General features: G+C 40.1%; 13 protein-coding genes and 2 pseudogenes. 9 read left to right on the plus strand and 6 right to left on the minus strand.

The window, feature by feature from the left end; translation table 11 throughout:
* Positions 1–167 precede the first annotated feature (167 nt).
* Positions 168–752 carry a DUF4136 domain-containing protein gene (locus tag N824_RS13175; RefSeq protein ID WP_048905601.1) on the minus strand — a complete coding sequence of 195 codons (585 nt, stop codon included), beginning with the start codon at positions 750–752 and terminating at the stop codon, positions 168–170.
* Between the two features lie 434 nt (positions 753–1,186).
* Between N824_RS13175 and N824_RS13180 the strand changes: the two are divergent.
* Positions 1,187–3,061: pseudogene (locus N824_RS13180) on the plus strand (transketolase).
* 1,159 nt (positions 3,062–4,220) lie between these two features.
* Here N824_RS13180 and N824_RS13195 read toward each other — a convergent pair.
* Entirely contained in the window at positions 4,221–4,562 is a 342-nt protein-coding gene (locus N824_RS13195) for an immunity protein YezG family protein (RefSeq protein WP_048905604.1), read from the minus strand.
* A 503-nt stretch (positions 4,563–5,065) separates the two neighbouring features.
* On the opposite strand from N824_RS13195, the gene N824_RS13200 reads away from it, so the two are divergent.
* From N824_RS13200 to N824_RS13215, 4 genes are all read left to right on the plus strand, one after another.
* Complete coding sequence (locus N824_RS13200; RefSeq protein ID WP_200869878.1) at positions 5,066–6,436, plus strand: alpha-L-fucosidase; 1,371 nt, start codon at positions 5,066–5,068, stop codon at positions 6,434–6,436.
* A 75-nt stretch (positions 6,437–6,511) separates the two neighbouring features.
* Complete coding sequence (locus N824_RS13205; RefSeq protein WP_048905605.1) at positions 6,512–6,790, plus strand: serine hydrolase; 279 nt, start codon at positions 6,512–6,514, stop codon at positions 6,788–6,790.
* Complete coding sequence (locus N824_RS13210) at positions 6,772–7,182, plus strand: lipopolysaccharide assembly protein LapB (RefSeq protein WP_048905606.1); 411 nt, start codon at positions 6,772–6,774, stop codon at positions 7,180–7,182. The genes N824_RS13205 and N824_RS13210 overlap by 19 nt, the downstream gene beginning before the upstream one ends.
* A gap of 96 nt (positions 7,183–7,278) precedes the next feature.
* On the plus strand, positions 7,279–8,340 hold the full coding sequence (locus N824_RS13215; RefSeq protein WP_048905607.1) for a PAS domain-containing protein: 1,062 nt from the start codon (positions 7,279–7,281) through the stop codon (positions 8,338–8,340).
* Between the two features lie 72 nt (positions 8,341–8,412).
* Here N824_RS13215 and N824_RS31305 read toward each other — a convergent pair whose 3' ends face one another.
* Both N824_RS31305 and N824_RS13225 read right to left on the minus strand, forming a co-directional pair.
* Positions 8,413–8,574 carry a hypothetical protein gene (locus N824_RS31305; protein WP_161662313.1) on the minus strand — a complete coding sequence of 54 codons (162 nt, stop codon included), beginning with the start codon at positions 8,572–8,574 and terminating at the stop codon, positions 8,413–8,415.
* 364 nt (positions 8,575–8,938) lie between these two features.
* The gene (locus N824_RS13225; protein WP_152542254.1) at positions 8,939–9,457 is read right to left on the minus strand and encodes a hypothetical protein; all 519 of its coding nucleotides are present in this window, start codon (positions 9,455–9,457) and stop codon (positions 8,939–8,941) included.
* A gap of 301 nt (positions 9,458–9,758) precedes the next feature.
* Here N824_RS13225 and N824_RS13230 point away from each other — a divergent pair, with 301 nt between their 5' ends.
* On the plus strand, positions 9,759–11,207 hold the full coding sequence (locus N824_RS13230; protein ID WP_048905610.1) for a rhomboid family intramembrane serine protease: 1,449 nt from the start codon (positions 9,759–9,761) through the stop codon (positions 11,205–11,207).
* 377 nt (positions 11,208–11,584) lie between these two features.
* Here the strand turns inward: N824_RS13230 and N824_RS13240 are convergent.
* A pseudogene (locus N824_RS13240) lies at positions 11,585–12,079 on the minus strand (class I SAM-dependent methyltransferase).
* Between the two features lie 465 nt (positions 12,080–12,544).
* On the opposite strand from N824_RS13240, the gene N824_RS13245 reads away from it, so the two are divergent.
* From N824_RS13245 to N824_RS13260, 3 genes are all read left to right on the plus strand, one after another.
* Positions 12,545–13,219, plus strand: a complete 675-nt coding sequence (locus N824_RS13245; RefSeq protein WP_048905612.1) for a hypothetical protein — start codon at positions 12,545–12,547, stop codon at positions 13,217–13,219.
* Between the two features lie 238 nt (positions 13,220–13,457).
* Positions 13,458–13,757 (plus strand): hypothetical protein, encoded by a 300-nt coding sequence (locus tag N824_RS13255; RefSeq protein ID WP_048905614.1) that lies wholly within the window; start codon positions 13,458–13,460, stop codon positions 13,755–13,757.
* 53 nt (positions 13,758–13,810) lie between these two features.
* Positions 13,811–14,209, plus strand: coding sequence for a hypothetical protein (locus N824_RS13260; RefSeq protein ID WP_152542257.1), 399 nt, complete (start codon positions 13,811–13,813; stop codon positions 14,207–14,209).
* Positions 14,210–14,320: 111 nt separating this feature from the next.
* On the opposite strand, the gene N824_RS34255 is transcribed toward N824_RS13260, so the two are convergent.
* A complete protein-coding gene (locus N824_RS34255) occupies positions 14,321–14,473 on the minus strand; it encodes a histone H1 (RefSeq protein ID WP_084498309.1) in 153 nt (50 codons plus the stop codon).
* Positions 14,474–14,921 lie beyond the last annotated feature (448 nt).

The raw sequence follows: 14,921 nt of genomic DNA on the forward strand, positions 1-14,921 counted from the left end.
GAAACATTTATGATCGATTAGAACTGATCTTGTTGCTCAGGTGCTTTTTATAGATCCTATTATAGTTGACACAGTGGGTGTTGCAAGGAAATTATCGTACGGCATAAAAAACCAGAGCCCTGGTTTGCATGACGCTGGTAAAGATAAAAAAAAGCCTCAACCCCTCCTTAAACAGGAAGCTTTTTAAAAATGTTCCCAATCACCTTAGGTAATTGAGAAATTGCCTTCTCGGGATTGTTCAGTTCCCCTTCTGCCCAACCCCTCCATATCACCTTTTTGGTCCTGCGATCAATTAAATCAATCATAATACTTCCCTGCTTCACATCCACCGTCCGCTGCTCGTTGCCCACATAGACGGGAAAAGGATTACGGTAAGCATAATAATAGAAAGCACGTCCCCGGTAAACGCCTACACGCGGAACATATCTCCCGGGAGCATCGTAATACACTGGTTCATTATACGACTTTGTTTCCTTATTCGCCACCGCAGTATACCTCACCAGTAGATCTGGTTTCTTGTTGTTCAGCCTAAAACCCCTGTTGTTCAACTCAGTGCTTGCAGCCTCTACAATCCTATCCGCCGCCACGTCATTATCATAAATATTTGAAGCTTTGGATTTACCATCAGGCAGCCAGGCGTACGTACGGTATCCAATATTCAGCTTTTTATTGCTCACTGAATAGTAATTGTAACTGGAACAGGATGACAATACCATCATCACCCCCAGTATCATTAAAATTTGCTTTTTCATCGTTTTTCTATTTGTGTGAAGTAGAAAAATCCCCATGTTTTGTTTCCTAATCTATTGCAATGATGAACGAAAATAACATGTGACTAGATGTTTACCGGCCACCCTATATGTTGGACTACAAAGCGATCAAAAAGATTAATTGCGATCACATGTTATGACAAACCATTTAGCGAACAGAATGTTATTTCTACACAATAAGCTCAGAAATATTAATTAGATCCTAAGGGATTAATGAAAGATAGAGAAATTTAAATACTAAAATTGTGGCAAGTATTCAGAAAAAATAGAAGAAACAATGCATGAAATGAACGAGGGGAAACTAAAGTCCGGTAGCGGAAAAAAGGTCTTCTTTATTTGTTTTCTTTATCACATCAACGTTCTCAACGCTTTCCGCAAGTTCCTTTAGTTTATTTAAAAAAAAATTTAAAAATCCTATGGAAAACAACGAGAAATTACAAGAAAAAGCAAATCTGATCCGTAAATGGTGCCTACGCGCGACCACAGCAGCGGGATCTGGACACCCTACCTCATGTCTGTCAGCAGCCGATCTCACAGCTGTACTTTTTGATAAATATTTTAGCTATGACCTCAAGAATCCGCTGAATTTACATAATGACCGTTTTGTCCTTTCCAAGGGACATGCCGCCCCCCTGTTGTATACCTTATTCGGTATGGCAGGAGCATACCCTTTAGCAGAAATACTCGGGTTACGAAAATTCGATAGTCGGTTCGAAGGACACCCCACTCCAAAATTTATTTATTCAGAAGCAGCAACTGGCTCATTGGGTCAAGGCCTTTCGGTTGCAGCGGGACTTGCACTACTTGCAAAAAGAGAGCAGCTCGATTACAAAACCTATGTTCTTCTAGGCGACGGAGAACTCGCAGAAGGGCAAGTCTGGGAGGCTGCAAACTTTGCCTCCTATCATCAGCTGGATAACTTGATCGCCATAGCAGACATCAATCGACTGGCTCAAAGCGGAGAAACCATGTTTGGCTGGGATCTTGAAAAATACGCCGAACGCTTCCGAGCCTTCGGATTTGAGGTCATTGAAATCGATGGTCACAACCTTGATGAAGTGGATCAGGCATTCAGACAGGGAATTGATCATCAGAACAGGAAACCCCTAGCTATCATCGCGCAGACCATTAAAGGGAAAGGAGTTTCCTTTCTGGAAGACAGAGAAGGTTGGCATGGAAAAGCGCTGGATAATGAACAGTTACAAAAAGCCTTGGACGAATTAGGAGACATAGAGGAGTTGCTTCATTTTAATCTCAAACAACCTGACACCACTCGGTTGTCGGGAAAGGCCACCTTTCCAATCGCCATCAACCCGTCCTTTAGCAAGGACAATGAGTACGCCACCAGGGAAGTCTTTGGTGAAGTGATCACTGAATTGGGAAAAGAAAATAAAGATATCTATGTACTGGATGCCGATGTGAAGAACTCCACTTTTACCGCAGATTTTTTAACCATATTTCCATCACGTTTTGTCGAATGCTATATTGCGGAGCAGAATATGGTGTCAGTTGCCGCAGGCCTATCCAGGTTGGGTAAAATACCTGTGGTAGCGACTTTTGCTGCATTCCTGACCAGAGCGGCTGACCAGATCCGTATGGCGAGGGTATCTGAAACTAATATTAAATTTGTAGGCTCACATGTAGGTGTTTCCATTGGTGAGGATGGACCTTCTCAAATGGGACTGGAAGACATCGCCTTATTCGGAACCCTACCCCATATCACGATCTTGCAGCCCGCAGACGCAGTCGCAACCNTCRWARYWAAMTSRCCYRWTSMTYMRWSMWCAANNMATGRTYTWYCWYAGNGAYTNNCTGYGTNWCYAMAACNASSTMTSMTWTAYKAAWMWCNNWGGAWGANSWTTWWGATYRKANNATYAWWGMYMKWRCKWSMKTNNGAWGAARWTNWGSTGNCMAWWRMMRCMAMCRGAATTNCWGNTRTWTRWWKYASKANMWWKCAKCYWMCYMATTAWANWSAASAWRKKWWSMWKRWSYRGATATTGGATTGCTACAGCATCAGCCCTATTGACCAGGAGACACTGATTAACTGTGTCACCACAACCAGGTATCCTATACTAATCACTGTGGAAGATCATTTTGAGCACGGAGGAATGGGCGATTTTGCTATGACTGCAGTGACTGCATCAGAAAGATTTATACGGGTAAAAAAAATGGCGGTGACTCAGATTTCGCATTCGGGAAAAATGGATGAATTAATGGAGGAAGCGGGCATTAGTGCATCGGCCATCATCAATCAGGTACGAGTTCTAGTATCTGAGCACATACTTCATTAAGCCTTATGCATCTGATGATAATGGTCTATGTTTGTACTTGCAATCTAAATATGTTGAGTATAATGAGGAAGATGAAAGCTCCTAAAATATATAGCTGAATTCTGTTTGTTTTTTTTGCACCAAATTTCTTCAAGCAAGCTCGGTCAATAATTATGATCAAAATAGGCAATGGCAACCAAAGCAAGTTTACCCAACCCTGTAGTCTTTGGTCCATTCCGTTATGATTTGTCATAATTATTGAAGAAACAATTATTCCCAGCAATGCCATTAGGCCTAATGCAAAAAAAATCGTCATTTTATTTAGAAGAAGTATTTTCATAAAATTAATGCTAAAGTTCAATAAACGCTCTTTAATCTGTATGTTTCAGATCCATGGCATCTAATCAACCATATACGGAATAATCCCCAGTTTAGCTATAAAACTTTGCCTTCCTTTTGTGCTTTTAAATTCATTCCGGCTCCAATAGCTAAACCTATTGCCAGTCCCAGAGAAATTCCCATAGCCTCCCGCCGATACACTGTGATGCTCACTCGTGAATGAGGATTTGTCTCAAATATAATGAAAATGTCCTCCACAGTCAAACTGCGTAGAAAGGCACTTGCTATGATTGAGCATGGCTAAATCACCCCACATAAAGATGGGGATCATTCCGCGGCATGGCGTATCGAAGCAAACACAATTCGCGCGATGCGAAGGAAATTATTATTTATAAAAAATACATCTTCCTCTACGGAATTGAAATGATAGGAAATCATCGGTAGTTATCTATCCAGTAATGTTGACAACTAATGTAAATATACTGTTATGAGATTATGGTTTTGCTAAACGTTCGATTTCATCCTGTAAATCTTGATCCCAAATAAATTCCATATTGAATTTGCCATTGGATGCTAAAGAAAAAATTGCCCTGTTCCATTTGTTATTACCACCATCTGTTGWKNATRMCRYATRRWNCMCWGNGCCAATTTCTGATATCCCGTGGAATTTTTCTGACAGAAAGGTCAAAGGTTGTGCTATCAACCTGATAAACGCCTGTGTAACCAACAACTCCATTTGCAACAACTTCAATATCTAATCTGGCCTGTGTCCATGTGTTATGCTCAATCGCACTTGAAATGCTTTGTGCTATGTTTGAATAAATTTCATCTATAATCATAATCATTCTTTTGCTAAACGTTCTACTTCGTCCTGTAAATCCTGGTCCCATATAAATTCCATATTGAATTTGCCGTCGGAAGACAATGTGTAAACTGCGCGATTCCACTTGTCACCATTACCTTCAGTGGTGATGTGGTGGAGTTCCATGATGTCGAATGTCAATTGGAAATCAAACTCTTCGACATCCAATTGCCTTTCAAGTCCTTTTTCCTGATAATAAACACCAGTATTACTGACCATTCCATCCAATACTTCCAGTCGTAGGACTGCGCTTTGCCAATCCTCTTTGATTACATCAGTGATGTTTTTTGCAATGCTTAGGTAAATCTCATCTATTGTCATAATTCTTTATTTTGCTAAATGTTCAACATGCATCCTGCAATTCTGATCCCAGATAAATTCCATATCAAAGGGGGCCTACTCCTATCCAAGACACTAAAAGTGTCATTTACAATATTACTAAATCAATTGACAAGCATCAAAAAAACACTTTTCAATTATTTGACCCCTAACCTTAATTACTAATTAAAGGGTTTAGGTTAATTCCAACAACCTTCCTATTGTTGCAAATATTCAAAGTCTATATTCTTCTTGCTTATTGATTAAGGGGTCTTTAATTATAATGACGTCTAAAATAATTTAAAGGTTGATTGTGACCTGATGATCTTTGAGGGTGACCAAGTATTTTGTTTTGCATAGGAGTCTTAATTCAAAACTGGCAAAATTGTATCCGTACCAAAAATTATTAGTATTTTGGTTAATGCTCCCTCACCGCTCACCATCTGTAATTAGTGGCTACCCCATCAAATTATTGGTTAAACTAATAATGTCACAAACCCAACTAAATGAAAAATAAAACCATGATAAAGCATTTGCTGAAAGCAACAATGCTTGGCTTTGCTACCTTCAGTAGTATTATTGTTACAGCTCAGGGCAAGTTAGCTTTGCCAACTGTCGCGCATCAGGAATGGTCGGATGCCGAGATTGGTGCAATCTTCCACTTCGATATGCCCACTTTTAAGCCTGACTACAATTGGCGGGTTTATGGTTCGCATCCTCCAGCATCAGTTTTTAATCCTTCGAAAGTAAATACAGATCAGTGGATTGCTGCAGCTAAGGCTGGGGGCGCAAAGTATGCGGTGCTGGTAGCAAAGCATGGGTCGGGTTTTAGCTTATGGCCCACAGCTGCTCATGACTACAGTGTAAAAAATAGTCCCTGGAAAAATGGTAAGGGGGATTTGGTGAGGGATTTTGTCGAGTCCTGTAAGAAATATGGTCTGCGTCCGGGCATTTATGCTAGTGCATCGACCAATGGCTATCTATGGGCCGATAATCCCGGTGTGGTTCAAAAGGGCGGACCAGTTGACCAGAAAACATATAATAAGATTGTAATACAACAACTAACGGAATTATGGAGTAATTATGGGAAGTTGTTCGAGATTTGGTTCGATGGAGGAGTGATACCAGTTAGTGAAGGTGGTCCTGATGTTGGTGTTTTGCTTAAAAAACTCCAGCCTGATGCGGTTGTCTTTCAGGGTCCAGCCTCCGCTAAAAGTCTGATAAGGTGGATTGGAAACGAAGATGGATTAGCACCATATCCCAATTGGAGTACCACCAACGGTATTGATGCCACTAAAGGATTTAAGGAGAATGATTTTTCCGGTGTTCCCGGAGGTAAAATCTGGTGCCCGGGTGAAACTGATTTTCCACTGAGAACTGGTGGTTTCCAGGGTGGGTGGTTCTGGGTTGATGACAATCAGGACATGATTAGTAAAGAAAAGTTCCTGGATAATTATGTAACCAGTGTAGGTCGCAATTCCAACATGCTAATTGGGATTGTAGTAGATAGCAGCGGACTGGTCCCAATGAAAGATATAGCATTGCTAAAAGATTTTGGCGATGCAGTAAAAGTGAAATATCAGCCAATTGTAACAACCTCTGGACGCGGCAACGAGATTTTACTGGATTTTGGCAAGATGCACTTTGTGAAAGGTGTGGTGATTAAAGAAGACATCGCAAAAGGGGAAAGAATCCGGGAATATCGTTTAGAAGGGTTTAACGGCCAAAACTGGAAAACAATTGGTGGCGGTAGTTCGGTTGGACATAAAAGAATCGAAATGTTCACTAGGCCTTCCAGGCTTTCTAAAATTAAACTCATTTTTCGGAACTCAGAAGGTACACCGGTCATTAAAGAACTTGGGGCAATTGAGAAATAGTTATTAGCTTACAAACCGAAACGCGGCCATTATTGCCGAAACTTATTTATTCAGCTTTTTTTCTTATGGCTAGGCATGCTGATGAATGAAGGCAAGGTAAATGGTCATCAGATTATCAGTAAGGTAAATTTGCAACTGATGCTCAGCACCCAGCATAAATTCGATGCAAAAAGCGGAATGGGTTTAGGCTGGTTTACAGAAATGCGCGAAGGAAAGATGTTTATTAGCCATGGAGGAAGCGATGTTGGTTATTCCACATACATGACAATGATTCCGCAAGAAAAAACGGCTGTTGTACTCATGAGTAATTTTTATCGTTTTGTTCCTGTAGATGAATGGCTACCCTTGCATTGAATATCATACATCATCGACCTTTATGGAAACTTAAAACACCAATCGCTCTTGCGATTGCTCCTTTAATAAATGATGAGGGAATTGTAAAAGCTCGGGAGAAATATCGGGAACTAAAAAAGGATCATAACGAAGCCTATAATTTTGATGAGTCATCCCTAATTACGCTGGGATATTCCTACTATTATGTTGGCGACTTACAAAAAGCAATTGATGTCCTGTGTCTGAATGCAGAAGTTTATCCCAAATCCGTATGGAACCTAAAAACTCTTGGTGAGGTATATTCTCTTGCGGGAGCAAAAGAGAAAGCTGCTGCAACTTTCCAAAAAGCACTGGACCTGGATCCGGGATGTGAACCTTGCAAACTGGGATTGAAGAATATAGCTAAGCATTAATTTTTTTTATCTTAAATAACTGCCTCCTTACAGTATTTATTTTAGTGATTACTTACCGATACACAAATTATAAGATACCATCCAGTATAGATATACGTGGCCTGGGGGGAAGAAACGACGTCGCCAAGAAATGCATGCAAAGATTTTAACGGAATATTTATCGATTATTTTGTAGATTCAGGTATGCGGAACTCTTACATCAAAGCCATACTGGATAACAGTCCAGAGAGCATCCTCCTTATCGGAAAGAACCATGAGATTCTCGCCTATAATAAGACTATCCAGAATGTCTTGAAGCAATTCCATGGGCAGGAAATCAAAGTTGGCGACTTGTATTACCCGAATTTCGTTCTGGAGTCGGATCATCAATTATACCTGGACACTTACAATAAAGCGATAAATGGCGAGTCTGTTACCGTTCAGCATCTTGCCGAAAGTGAAAATACTTCAATCTGGTTCGAATACCGGATGACCCCGGTATATGATGAGGAAGGCATCCTTCTTGGCGTAACATTAAGCGCTCAAGATATTACAATCAGAAAGAAGTACGAGATCGGATTGAAGGAAAGTGAAGATCGGTTTAGAAAGATATCCAACCTTGCTCCTATCGGAATCTTGATTACAAGCGACAAACTTAAAATCACCTATTTCAATAAGTGGGCCCGTAATAGATTCGAATATGGGCAAGGGAAACTGAGTAATCTTTCACTTTCCGACCTGATCCATGACATCAAGTTCAGCAAGAGCGACGGCATTACCGTACACCCAATGGGATTCAAAATAAAAACGCCATTGTTTTACCAGGAAAAGTTTGACGGCACAAGTAAAAATAACCGAAAAATTAAAGTTTTGCTAAGTTCTAGTAGTTTCCATACCAGGGATAAGTTGCACTATATCTTTATCATCCAGGATATTACTGATGCAATGATGAAAGATGATAAGATTTCGCAGCAAAATGACAAGTTAAGGGACATTGCCTGGCATCAATCGCACATCATAAGAGCTCCGCTGGCAAATATTATGGGCATCGTTTCCCTATTTGAGGACGAAAGCTTCTTTGCAGATCAATTGGAGCGAGATACAATGAATCGGGCAATTATTCAAAGTGCCAAGGATCTGGATAAAGTCATTTGCGATATCATTAAGACTGCAGAATAGATTTCGTTTAAGAACTTCACCCATAAAGGCTTTTAGTTCACATCAGCCACTAGAGCTCATCTACGGTAATAATCAATCTTTTGCTAAACGTTCGACTTCGTCCTGAAAATCCTGATCCCATATAAACTCCATATTGAATTTGCCGTCAGAAGACGATTCATAAACTGCCCCGTTCCACTTGTTACCGTCGCCTTCTGTCGTGATGCGGTGGAGCTCCAAAATGTCGAATGTCAATTGGAAATCAAACTCCTCAACATCCAATTGCTTTTCATGGCCTTTTGCATCATAATAAACACCGGTTTGCTGACCATCCCGTCCAGTACTTCAATCGTAGGACGGCATTTTACCAATCCTCTTTAATAACGCCGCTTATGTTTTTTGCAATGTTTTGGTAAATTTCATCTACTGTCATAATTTGTTGCTTTACTTAACATTTAACTTCGTCCTAAATTCCTGATCCTGACAAATTCCATATCAAATTCACGATCTTGGTCACTAGGCCTATACAAGAGGCTAAATGTGTCCAACAAGAAGACTGCAAAGCATTTTAGCAATTATTTGTCTAACTGTAATGCCCCCAGAGATGCTAAAGAACAGGCTACTTTCTAGAATTAAAATATTCCGAAATATCAAAAATCCAATCTCCACCTTTGTCAAATAGAATAGAAACGACACCTAAGATTACCAGGTAAGAAATCAGCCTTTTAAAGAATAATATATATCGGTTTTCATCTTTTATAAACTCAAAATTGAATAGCATAAATAATAGTCCGGCGATAACCCCTGATGGAACGCCTGCCCAAACTGCCACCATAGGTGAGAACCATTCCGATGGATATAAGAAAAACCAAGCGATAAAACTAAATAAGGCACTGCAGACCAGAAAAAGTAATCCCTTAGAAAAATGCTTGCCCATTAAGCCAAACATTAATGTAAACATGGCTGCAGCCAAGGATAAAAAAGTAAATTTCAGATCTGTTATGTAGTTCGTTCTATTATACTCGAATGGGAAAATAAAGCATAAACTGATGGTTAAAATGACTACTCCAGCAATTAAGATTGGCTTTCTGGCGTTAATTCCCTCGTTCATGCTGTTCTTGCGTATATTTTCTTTCAAACTTTTGTCTAAGATAAACTTCTTTTCTCCTTTTTATGTGAAACATATCACCTTCAATAAAAAATAAATACGAGGACGATCCCACCGTTCTGCTCGGAGTAGCATCTGGCGAGCCTTGGTCGGTATGCCCCAAAAATTTATTATATTTCGCCCAACGTATAGAATGCAGGACTTTAATACCTGTCGTTTACACAAACACGATCCAAAGTTGGCAACCGAACAACCACCAATTCATCATTACCTCTGATTAAACAAACGGGGAGTTATTTTGAGCTGGCTGGCAGAAAAACTACCACGGAATATGAAAATTGAGCAACACTTATCTAGGAATGAGCTGACTGATAAGCAGTTTTTAGTGATTGCATTTGAAACGGTTAAAAATCTTGGCTGGCGTATCAGATTTATCTCAGACGCCGGTGTCATTGCTTACACCGATAATGGTGAACATTCCTGGAACGGAGAAATCACTGTTAAACTGGACGTATCTGGTGCTATCGTGCAATGCGTCACTATATCAAGTCTGCCGACTGACTACGGACGCAGCGAGGCCGTGGTACGTGCATTTATTTTCTCATTTGAAAAGTTGAAATCAGAGATCAACGAAGATGAAGTGCGTGAAAAATATAAAACCTACAAAAAAGATTTTGTTCCCCCTTACGAAGATACTTTAAAGCCCGATATCAGGCCGAAATTTCATTTTTTCGGCGGGTTGCTATCCTTTTTTAAACCGGCAACAGGCTACTTTTTTACCCCTATTCTAATTGTACTCAATATTTTAATCTACCTCATCATGGTATATTCGGGTGTAGCTGTATTCGAGCCTGATGCCGCAAGCATGACCGCATGGGGAGCGAACGCAACCATTTATACACTCGGGGGTCAGTGGTGGAGATTAATTACGGGTTACTTTATTCACTTCGGCTTAATCCACCTGCTGCTAAATATGTATGCGCTTGCTTTTGTAGGGTTATTTTTAGAACCTTTTCTGGGAAGGGTAAAATTCATCACAGCATACCTGCTAGCTGGCATTTTTGCAGGTGTGATCAGCCTTTGGTGGCATGACAATACCGTGAGTGCTGGCGCCTCAGGTGCTATCTTCGGGTTATATGGGATATTCCTTGCGCTGTTAAGCACAAATCACATCGAGCGTTCCATGCGCAAAGGTTTGCTCACAAATATCGGCCTTTTTGTAGCTTACAATTTATTATACGGCAGTTTTAAAGGCGGAATAGATAACGCAGCACACCTGGGGGGACTATTTGCAGGCGTGATGATCGGATACGGGTATTACCCGGCTTTGCAAAAACCCGGCAAAGCCTTGTTAAAATGGCTTACACCGATATTGTCGGTAACCGTTGTCATTCTTGTTTCAGCGGTAATTTACGGTAAACTTGCCAAGAGCGACAAGGTTACCTATCAGAAGCAGATCCGGGAATTTTACAAAATCGATACCAATGCATTAAAAGTGTTAAGAAAGCAGGAAAACAGTACGGGGGAAGAATTATTTCGGGCACTGCAACAAGGAAAATCAGCCTGGAACGGTGGTATTGAATTGATCACCGAATTAGATAAAATGAACCTGTCTAACCGGTTACACCTGCGCAACCAAATGCTAATCAAATATTGCAGACTAAGAATAAAAGCTTGTGAACTAATCGCTCAGGACCCGGAACAAGGTATAAATAGCTATTCACCACAAATACAACAGATCAATGCTCAAATAGGGAAAGTCCTTGACGAACTGAAATAAGACTAGGGTATAAATAGATTAAGAAACTGCGCTGGGCTTGTTTGAGTTCAATCATTGTGTTAGGTATTTTGTAATCATCCTTTAGGAATTTCCTCCAATAATATGGAAAGATGAATGAACGGTTTGGACGCAACAAGCCCAATTACCCAATGACTTTCTTTTATGAATGAGAAATTTTTCTCAAAACATTTGTTATCAAACTTATCATCTAATAAAGATTCTATCAAATTTGATGCATACTTAATTAGGGCAATAATCATACAACCTTCCTTATCCATACGCATCCAAGCTATTGCACAAGCACTGCATCAACTGGAATAAACCAGTACACCTTTCAAAGAACAGCGCCACAAGATCCCCCCTGTCTCACTCAAAAATCAGAATGTTTTCGTCTTGCGAACGCACCAGGTAGTCATACTTCTCAGGTTCTGAACGTTAGWGSTMWKAWSGGRMKMGYGAAGTTCTCCGCCAATCTTTTTGGTCAGTCTGAGCAGCATCTCCTGGTTGACCAGAAAACGCTCCGATCCATCTGGAAGCAAGTACCGTCCGTTTCCTATAAACCTGACCAGTGATTCAATCCCGATCTCCGAGGCGAGCCTGCAAAAAAAATATCCTCCTGGTTTAAGCACCTCCCACATGGACTTCAGCATCGCCTCGAAATGACTGAGGTTTTCTGCAAAATGTAATACAGCACTACTGATGACCAGATCAAAGGTTTCATTTTCAAAAGGCAGCTGCTCCACAGAAGCTACCATAAAGTTCGCTTCCGGATCAACCTGGGAAAATGCGCGTGCATAGATTTTCAATTGCGCTATGGCTTCTGGGCTTTGATCTACGCCAAAAACATTTGCTCCGCTTTTCAACAGGTACATCAGGTTTCTGCCTGTTCCGCAACCGGCATCTAAAATATTATGACAACCATCATACGTGCCTTTGASSAWCYGRTCNAAATAAGTAAATATCAATATTTCCGAAAGTATCCTGAACGTACTGCTTTTTCATCTCCAGGCAAAGATAGCCATAAGGTGGCTTACATTAAAACGTTATTCCGTCCGCGTATCAGTGAGCTATTCGTTATAAAAACCACTACTGAAAATTTTCTCGACCTCTTCCCGATACCTTTTAACATCCGGGATTTGCGTACGTTATACTAACGTCACGAGGGCTGATTAATAACCGGCTGACACGCCTGGTCTTGCCGGTATATTAAAGAATAGACAAATAATAGTTAAATTGCCGACGATGCCTTCTGTTTCCTGACGAACTATACGGTACTAACAATTAATGAATTCTCTTACGCAACGAATCATACAAATAATATACATAACCCTATTGAAATGATAAAACAATATCGATTGTTACTTTTAGCGCTTTTGCTGATAGGTTGTAAAAGGGAACCAGCTATAGAACTGGAAGACTTTAACCTGGACAGCAAGGTATCGACGTATGTATCGGACAAAAACAAGTACAAAACCTATACTAATTATTATCAAATAAAATCTGAAGTAATTGGCGCAGACACTGTTTCAGATGGCGAATTTATAGGAAGCGAGCAGCCCGTAAGAATTGACTATAAACAGCAAATGTTTTCCTACAAAGATGTCATTGCAAGATTCGGTGATTTTGAATTTAATGCTATCAATTTTGCCACAACGATAACCGGGCGACTAATGGTTTTTAACGCGGTTGCGGGAAAGATTTCTTTGGAAGAAACTCAAAGATTTGTGCAGCTATTGAACTACAAATATGGGAAGGCAGTTAGAACCAAGGGTGACTTCATTAAACCATTTTATATTTATACCTGGCAATTAAAAGATAGGATAATTAAATATTGTGTGGTAAGTGAGGATGATAGTAGCAACTTAAAAATTGTTGCTGATAAGGACCAGCAGACCATAAAAGAGGAAAAGAAGGAAACTTATCTTAAAGCATTTATATATATTATCAAGAAGGAATATGCAGACCAGGTCATTGGTGAAATGAGTAGCGGCGACCTACTGTATTGCGATTAAGTCCGGTAAATATTATGGGAAACCTTATGATAAGAACCTGCTGTCTGCTCTCATTGATTTGTTCTACTGGCACTTGCCTTGCGCAGCCAAAAGACGCTTATTATGGAGAAATAATTACCAAAATCGACTATACGAATAATGGTGCCGATACCAGCCGTCTGCTATATTGCAGAAATGCGGCTGGTAACCGCCTTTCCATTTACACAGGTAAAGACGATATGCAACTTCAAATTATCCCATGAGCAGCACCAGCAAATTCAATTTTAAATTATCTTTTCTTGTTGTCTCCTTCACCATCCTCAGCCTTGTATTACATGACGGCGGCTCAGGTGGCAGTATAGGCGGCGGAGGCTACGATCTCTCCGGTCTGGTTTACGGCTTACTGCTCTTTGTCGTCATTATCATATGGCTGATATGGATGCTCATCAGTTATTCCATCAGCAAGACACCAATTGATAAAAAGCTGCACCTAAAATTGCTGTTTATAGGTCTAGTCGCACTTATCGCAGTCTGGTTCATCACGCCCAGGATATTCTAAACTCATATGGATAATGTCGGAGAAACAACAGTAATCTAATAAAGAACAATCAGATGGTAATCTATATCAATTCCTTTATCCTTTTCATGGTCCTTTTCCTGGCAAACGGGAATAATACGGCACAGTCGTCTAAACTCAAGCAGACGGAAAAGCATTATGAAGGGTTATGGGTGGATAAAAAAACGACCAGGTATTTGGAGATATCCTTTAAAGACGGTTATGCAACAATTATAGACTGGACGGGCAAGTTCCAGAAGCGGGAAAGCGGTGATAGCTATAAGGCATTCCTTAAAAATGGAAAACTCATCATGCCCGAAGACACAGAACATCACGCAACCTACAGTGAAATCATAGCAAAAGATCAAACGCTGATCTGCCTGACCAAATCGATTGGAACGGGGGAAATATCCACCACTTGGGATAGACAGACCTTTACCAGAGTGCGCAGGTAAAACAAGCTGTGTTTCCAGCGTGTCTGATCATATCCGCACTAAAGCTTCAGCGCAAGCACAAAAAAAGCGCTGCCTAAAAAGACGGGGCTCATTTCCCAAAACACTACCTGATTATTTAGCGCTGTTTTTCTTTTCAGTCACTTCAGCACGGATCTCCTGAGCCAAGCCCTTTAAATCCTGCATCGCTTTACGCACACGGGTTCCGGCAGCACCATTGCCATTTTCATAAAATTTAATGGTATCTGCTTCTACCTTATTCCAAATGAAAAAACGGAAGAAGAAAAGCTAATTGCAAAGCTAACAACTGAAAATTCAAGCTTAAAAAATAGAATTCCCAAGGTCAAATTGACTTTTCCCTGCGGAGAAATCCAACACAAACATAACTCATTAACAATAAGATATTTGTTTATCATTATCTGTGGTAATTATGTAGTAATTATCATCAATTATTTGCCGATACACAAATTACAATAAACTACAAATCAGCAACTTGTTAAAGATAAGTAACATTTTAGCATTCTCGAAAATCATCGGTGGTTATCTAACCTGTAATGTTGACAACTAGTGTAAATATACTGTATTTAAAGAGGTTGGCTACCTAACATAAGAAGAAAATTAAAGAGAATAAGAACTCCTCAGTTATAATCTCAAACTGATGCGCACGACAATATTTAACTCAACAAATAGCTAAGTTGCTGTCTATTATTTTTTT

The organism is Pedobacter sp. V48, assembly GCF_000523515.1.
Classification (GTDB): domain Bacteria; phylum Bacteroidota; class Bacteroidia; order Sphingobacteriales; family Sphingobacteriaceae; genus Pedobacter.

Excerpts from the sequence above, each read along its gene's own strand:
- N824_RS13175 (WP_048905601.1), bottom strand. The coding sequence starts at position 752 with ATGAAAAAGCAAATTTTAATGATACTGGGGGTGATGATGGTATTGTCA.
- N824_RS13195 (WP_048905604.1), bottom strand. The coding sequence starts at position 4,562 with ATGACAATAGATGAGATTTACCTAAGCATTGCAAAAAACATCACTGAT.
- N824_RS13200 (WP_200869878.1), top strand. The coding sequence starts at position 5,066 with ATGAAAAATAAAACCATGATAAAGCATTTGCTGAAAGCAACAATGCTT.
- N824_RS13205 (WP_048905605.1), top strand. The coding sequence starts at position 6,512 with ATGCTGATGAATGAAGGCAAGGTAAATGGTCATCAGATTATCAGTAAG.
- N824_RS13210 (WP_048905606.1), top strand. The coding sequence starts at position 6,772 with ATGGCTACCCTTGCATTGAATATCATACATCATCGACCTTTATGGAAA.
- N824_RS13230 (WP_048905610.1), top strand. The coding sequence starts at position 9,759 with ATGAAAATTGAGCAACACTTATCTAGGAATGAGCTGACTGATAAGCAG.
- N824_RS13245 (WP_048905612.1), top strand. The coding sequence starts at position 12,545 with ATGATAAAACAATATCGATTGTTACTTTTAGCGCTTTTGCTGATAGGT.
- N824_RS13255 (WP_048905614.1), top strand. The coding sequence starts at position 13,458 with ATGAGCAGCACCAGCAAATTCAATTTTAAATTATCTTTTCTTGTTGTC.
- N824_RS13260 (WP_152542257.1), top strand. The coding sequence starts at position 13,811 with ATGGTAATCTATATCAATTCCTTTATCCTTTTCATGGTCCTTTTCCTG.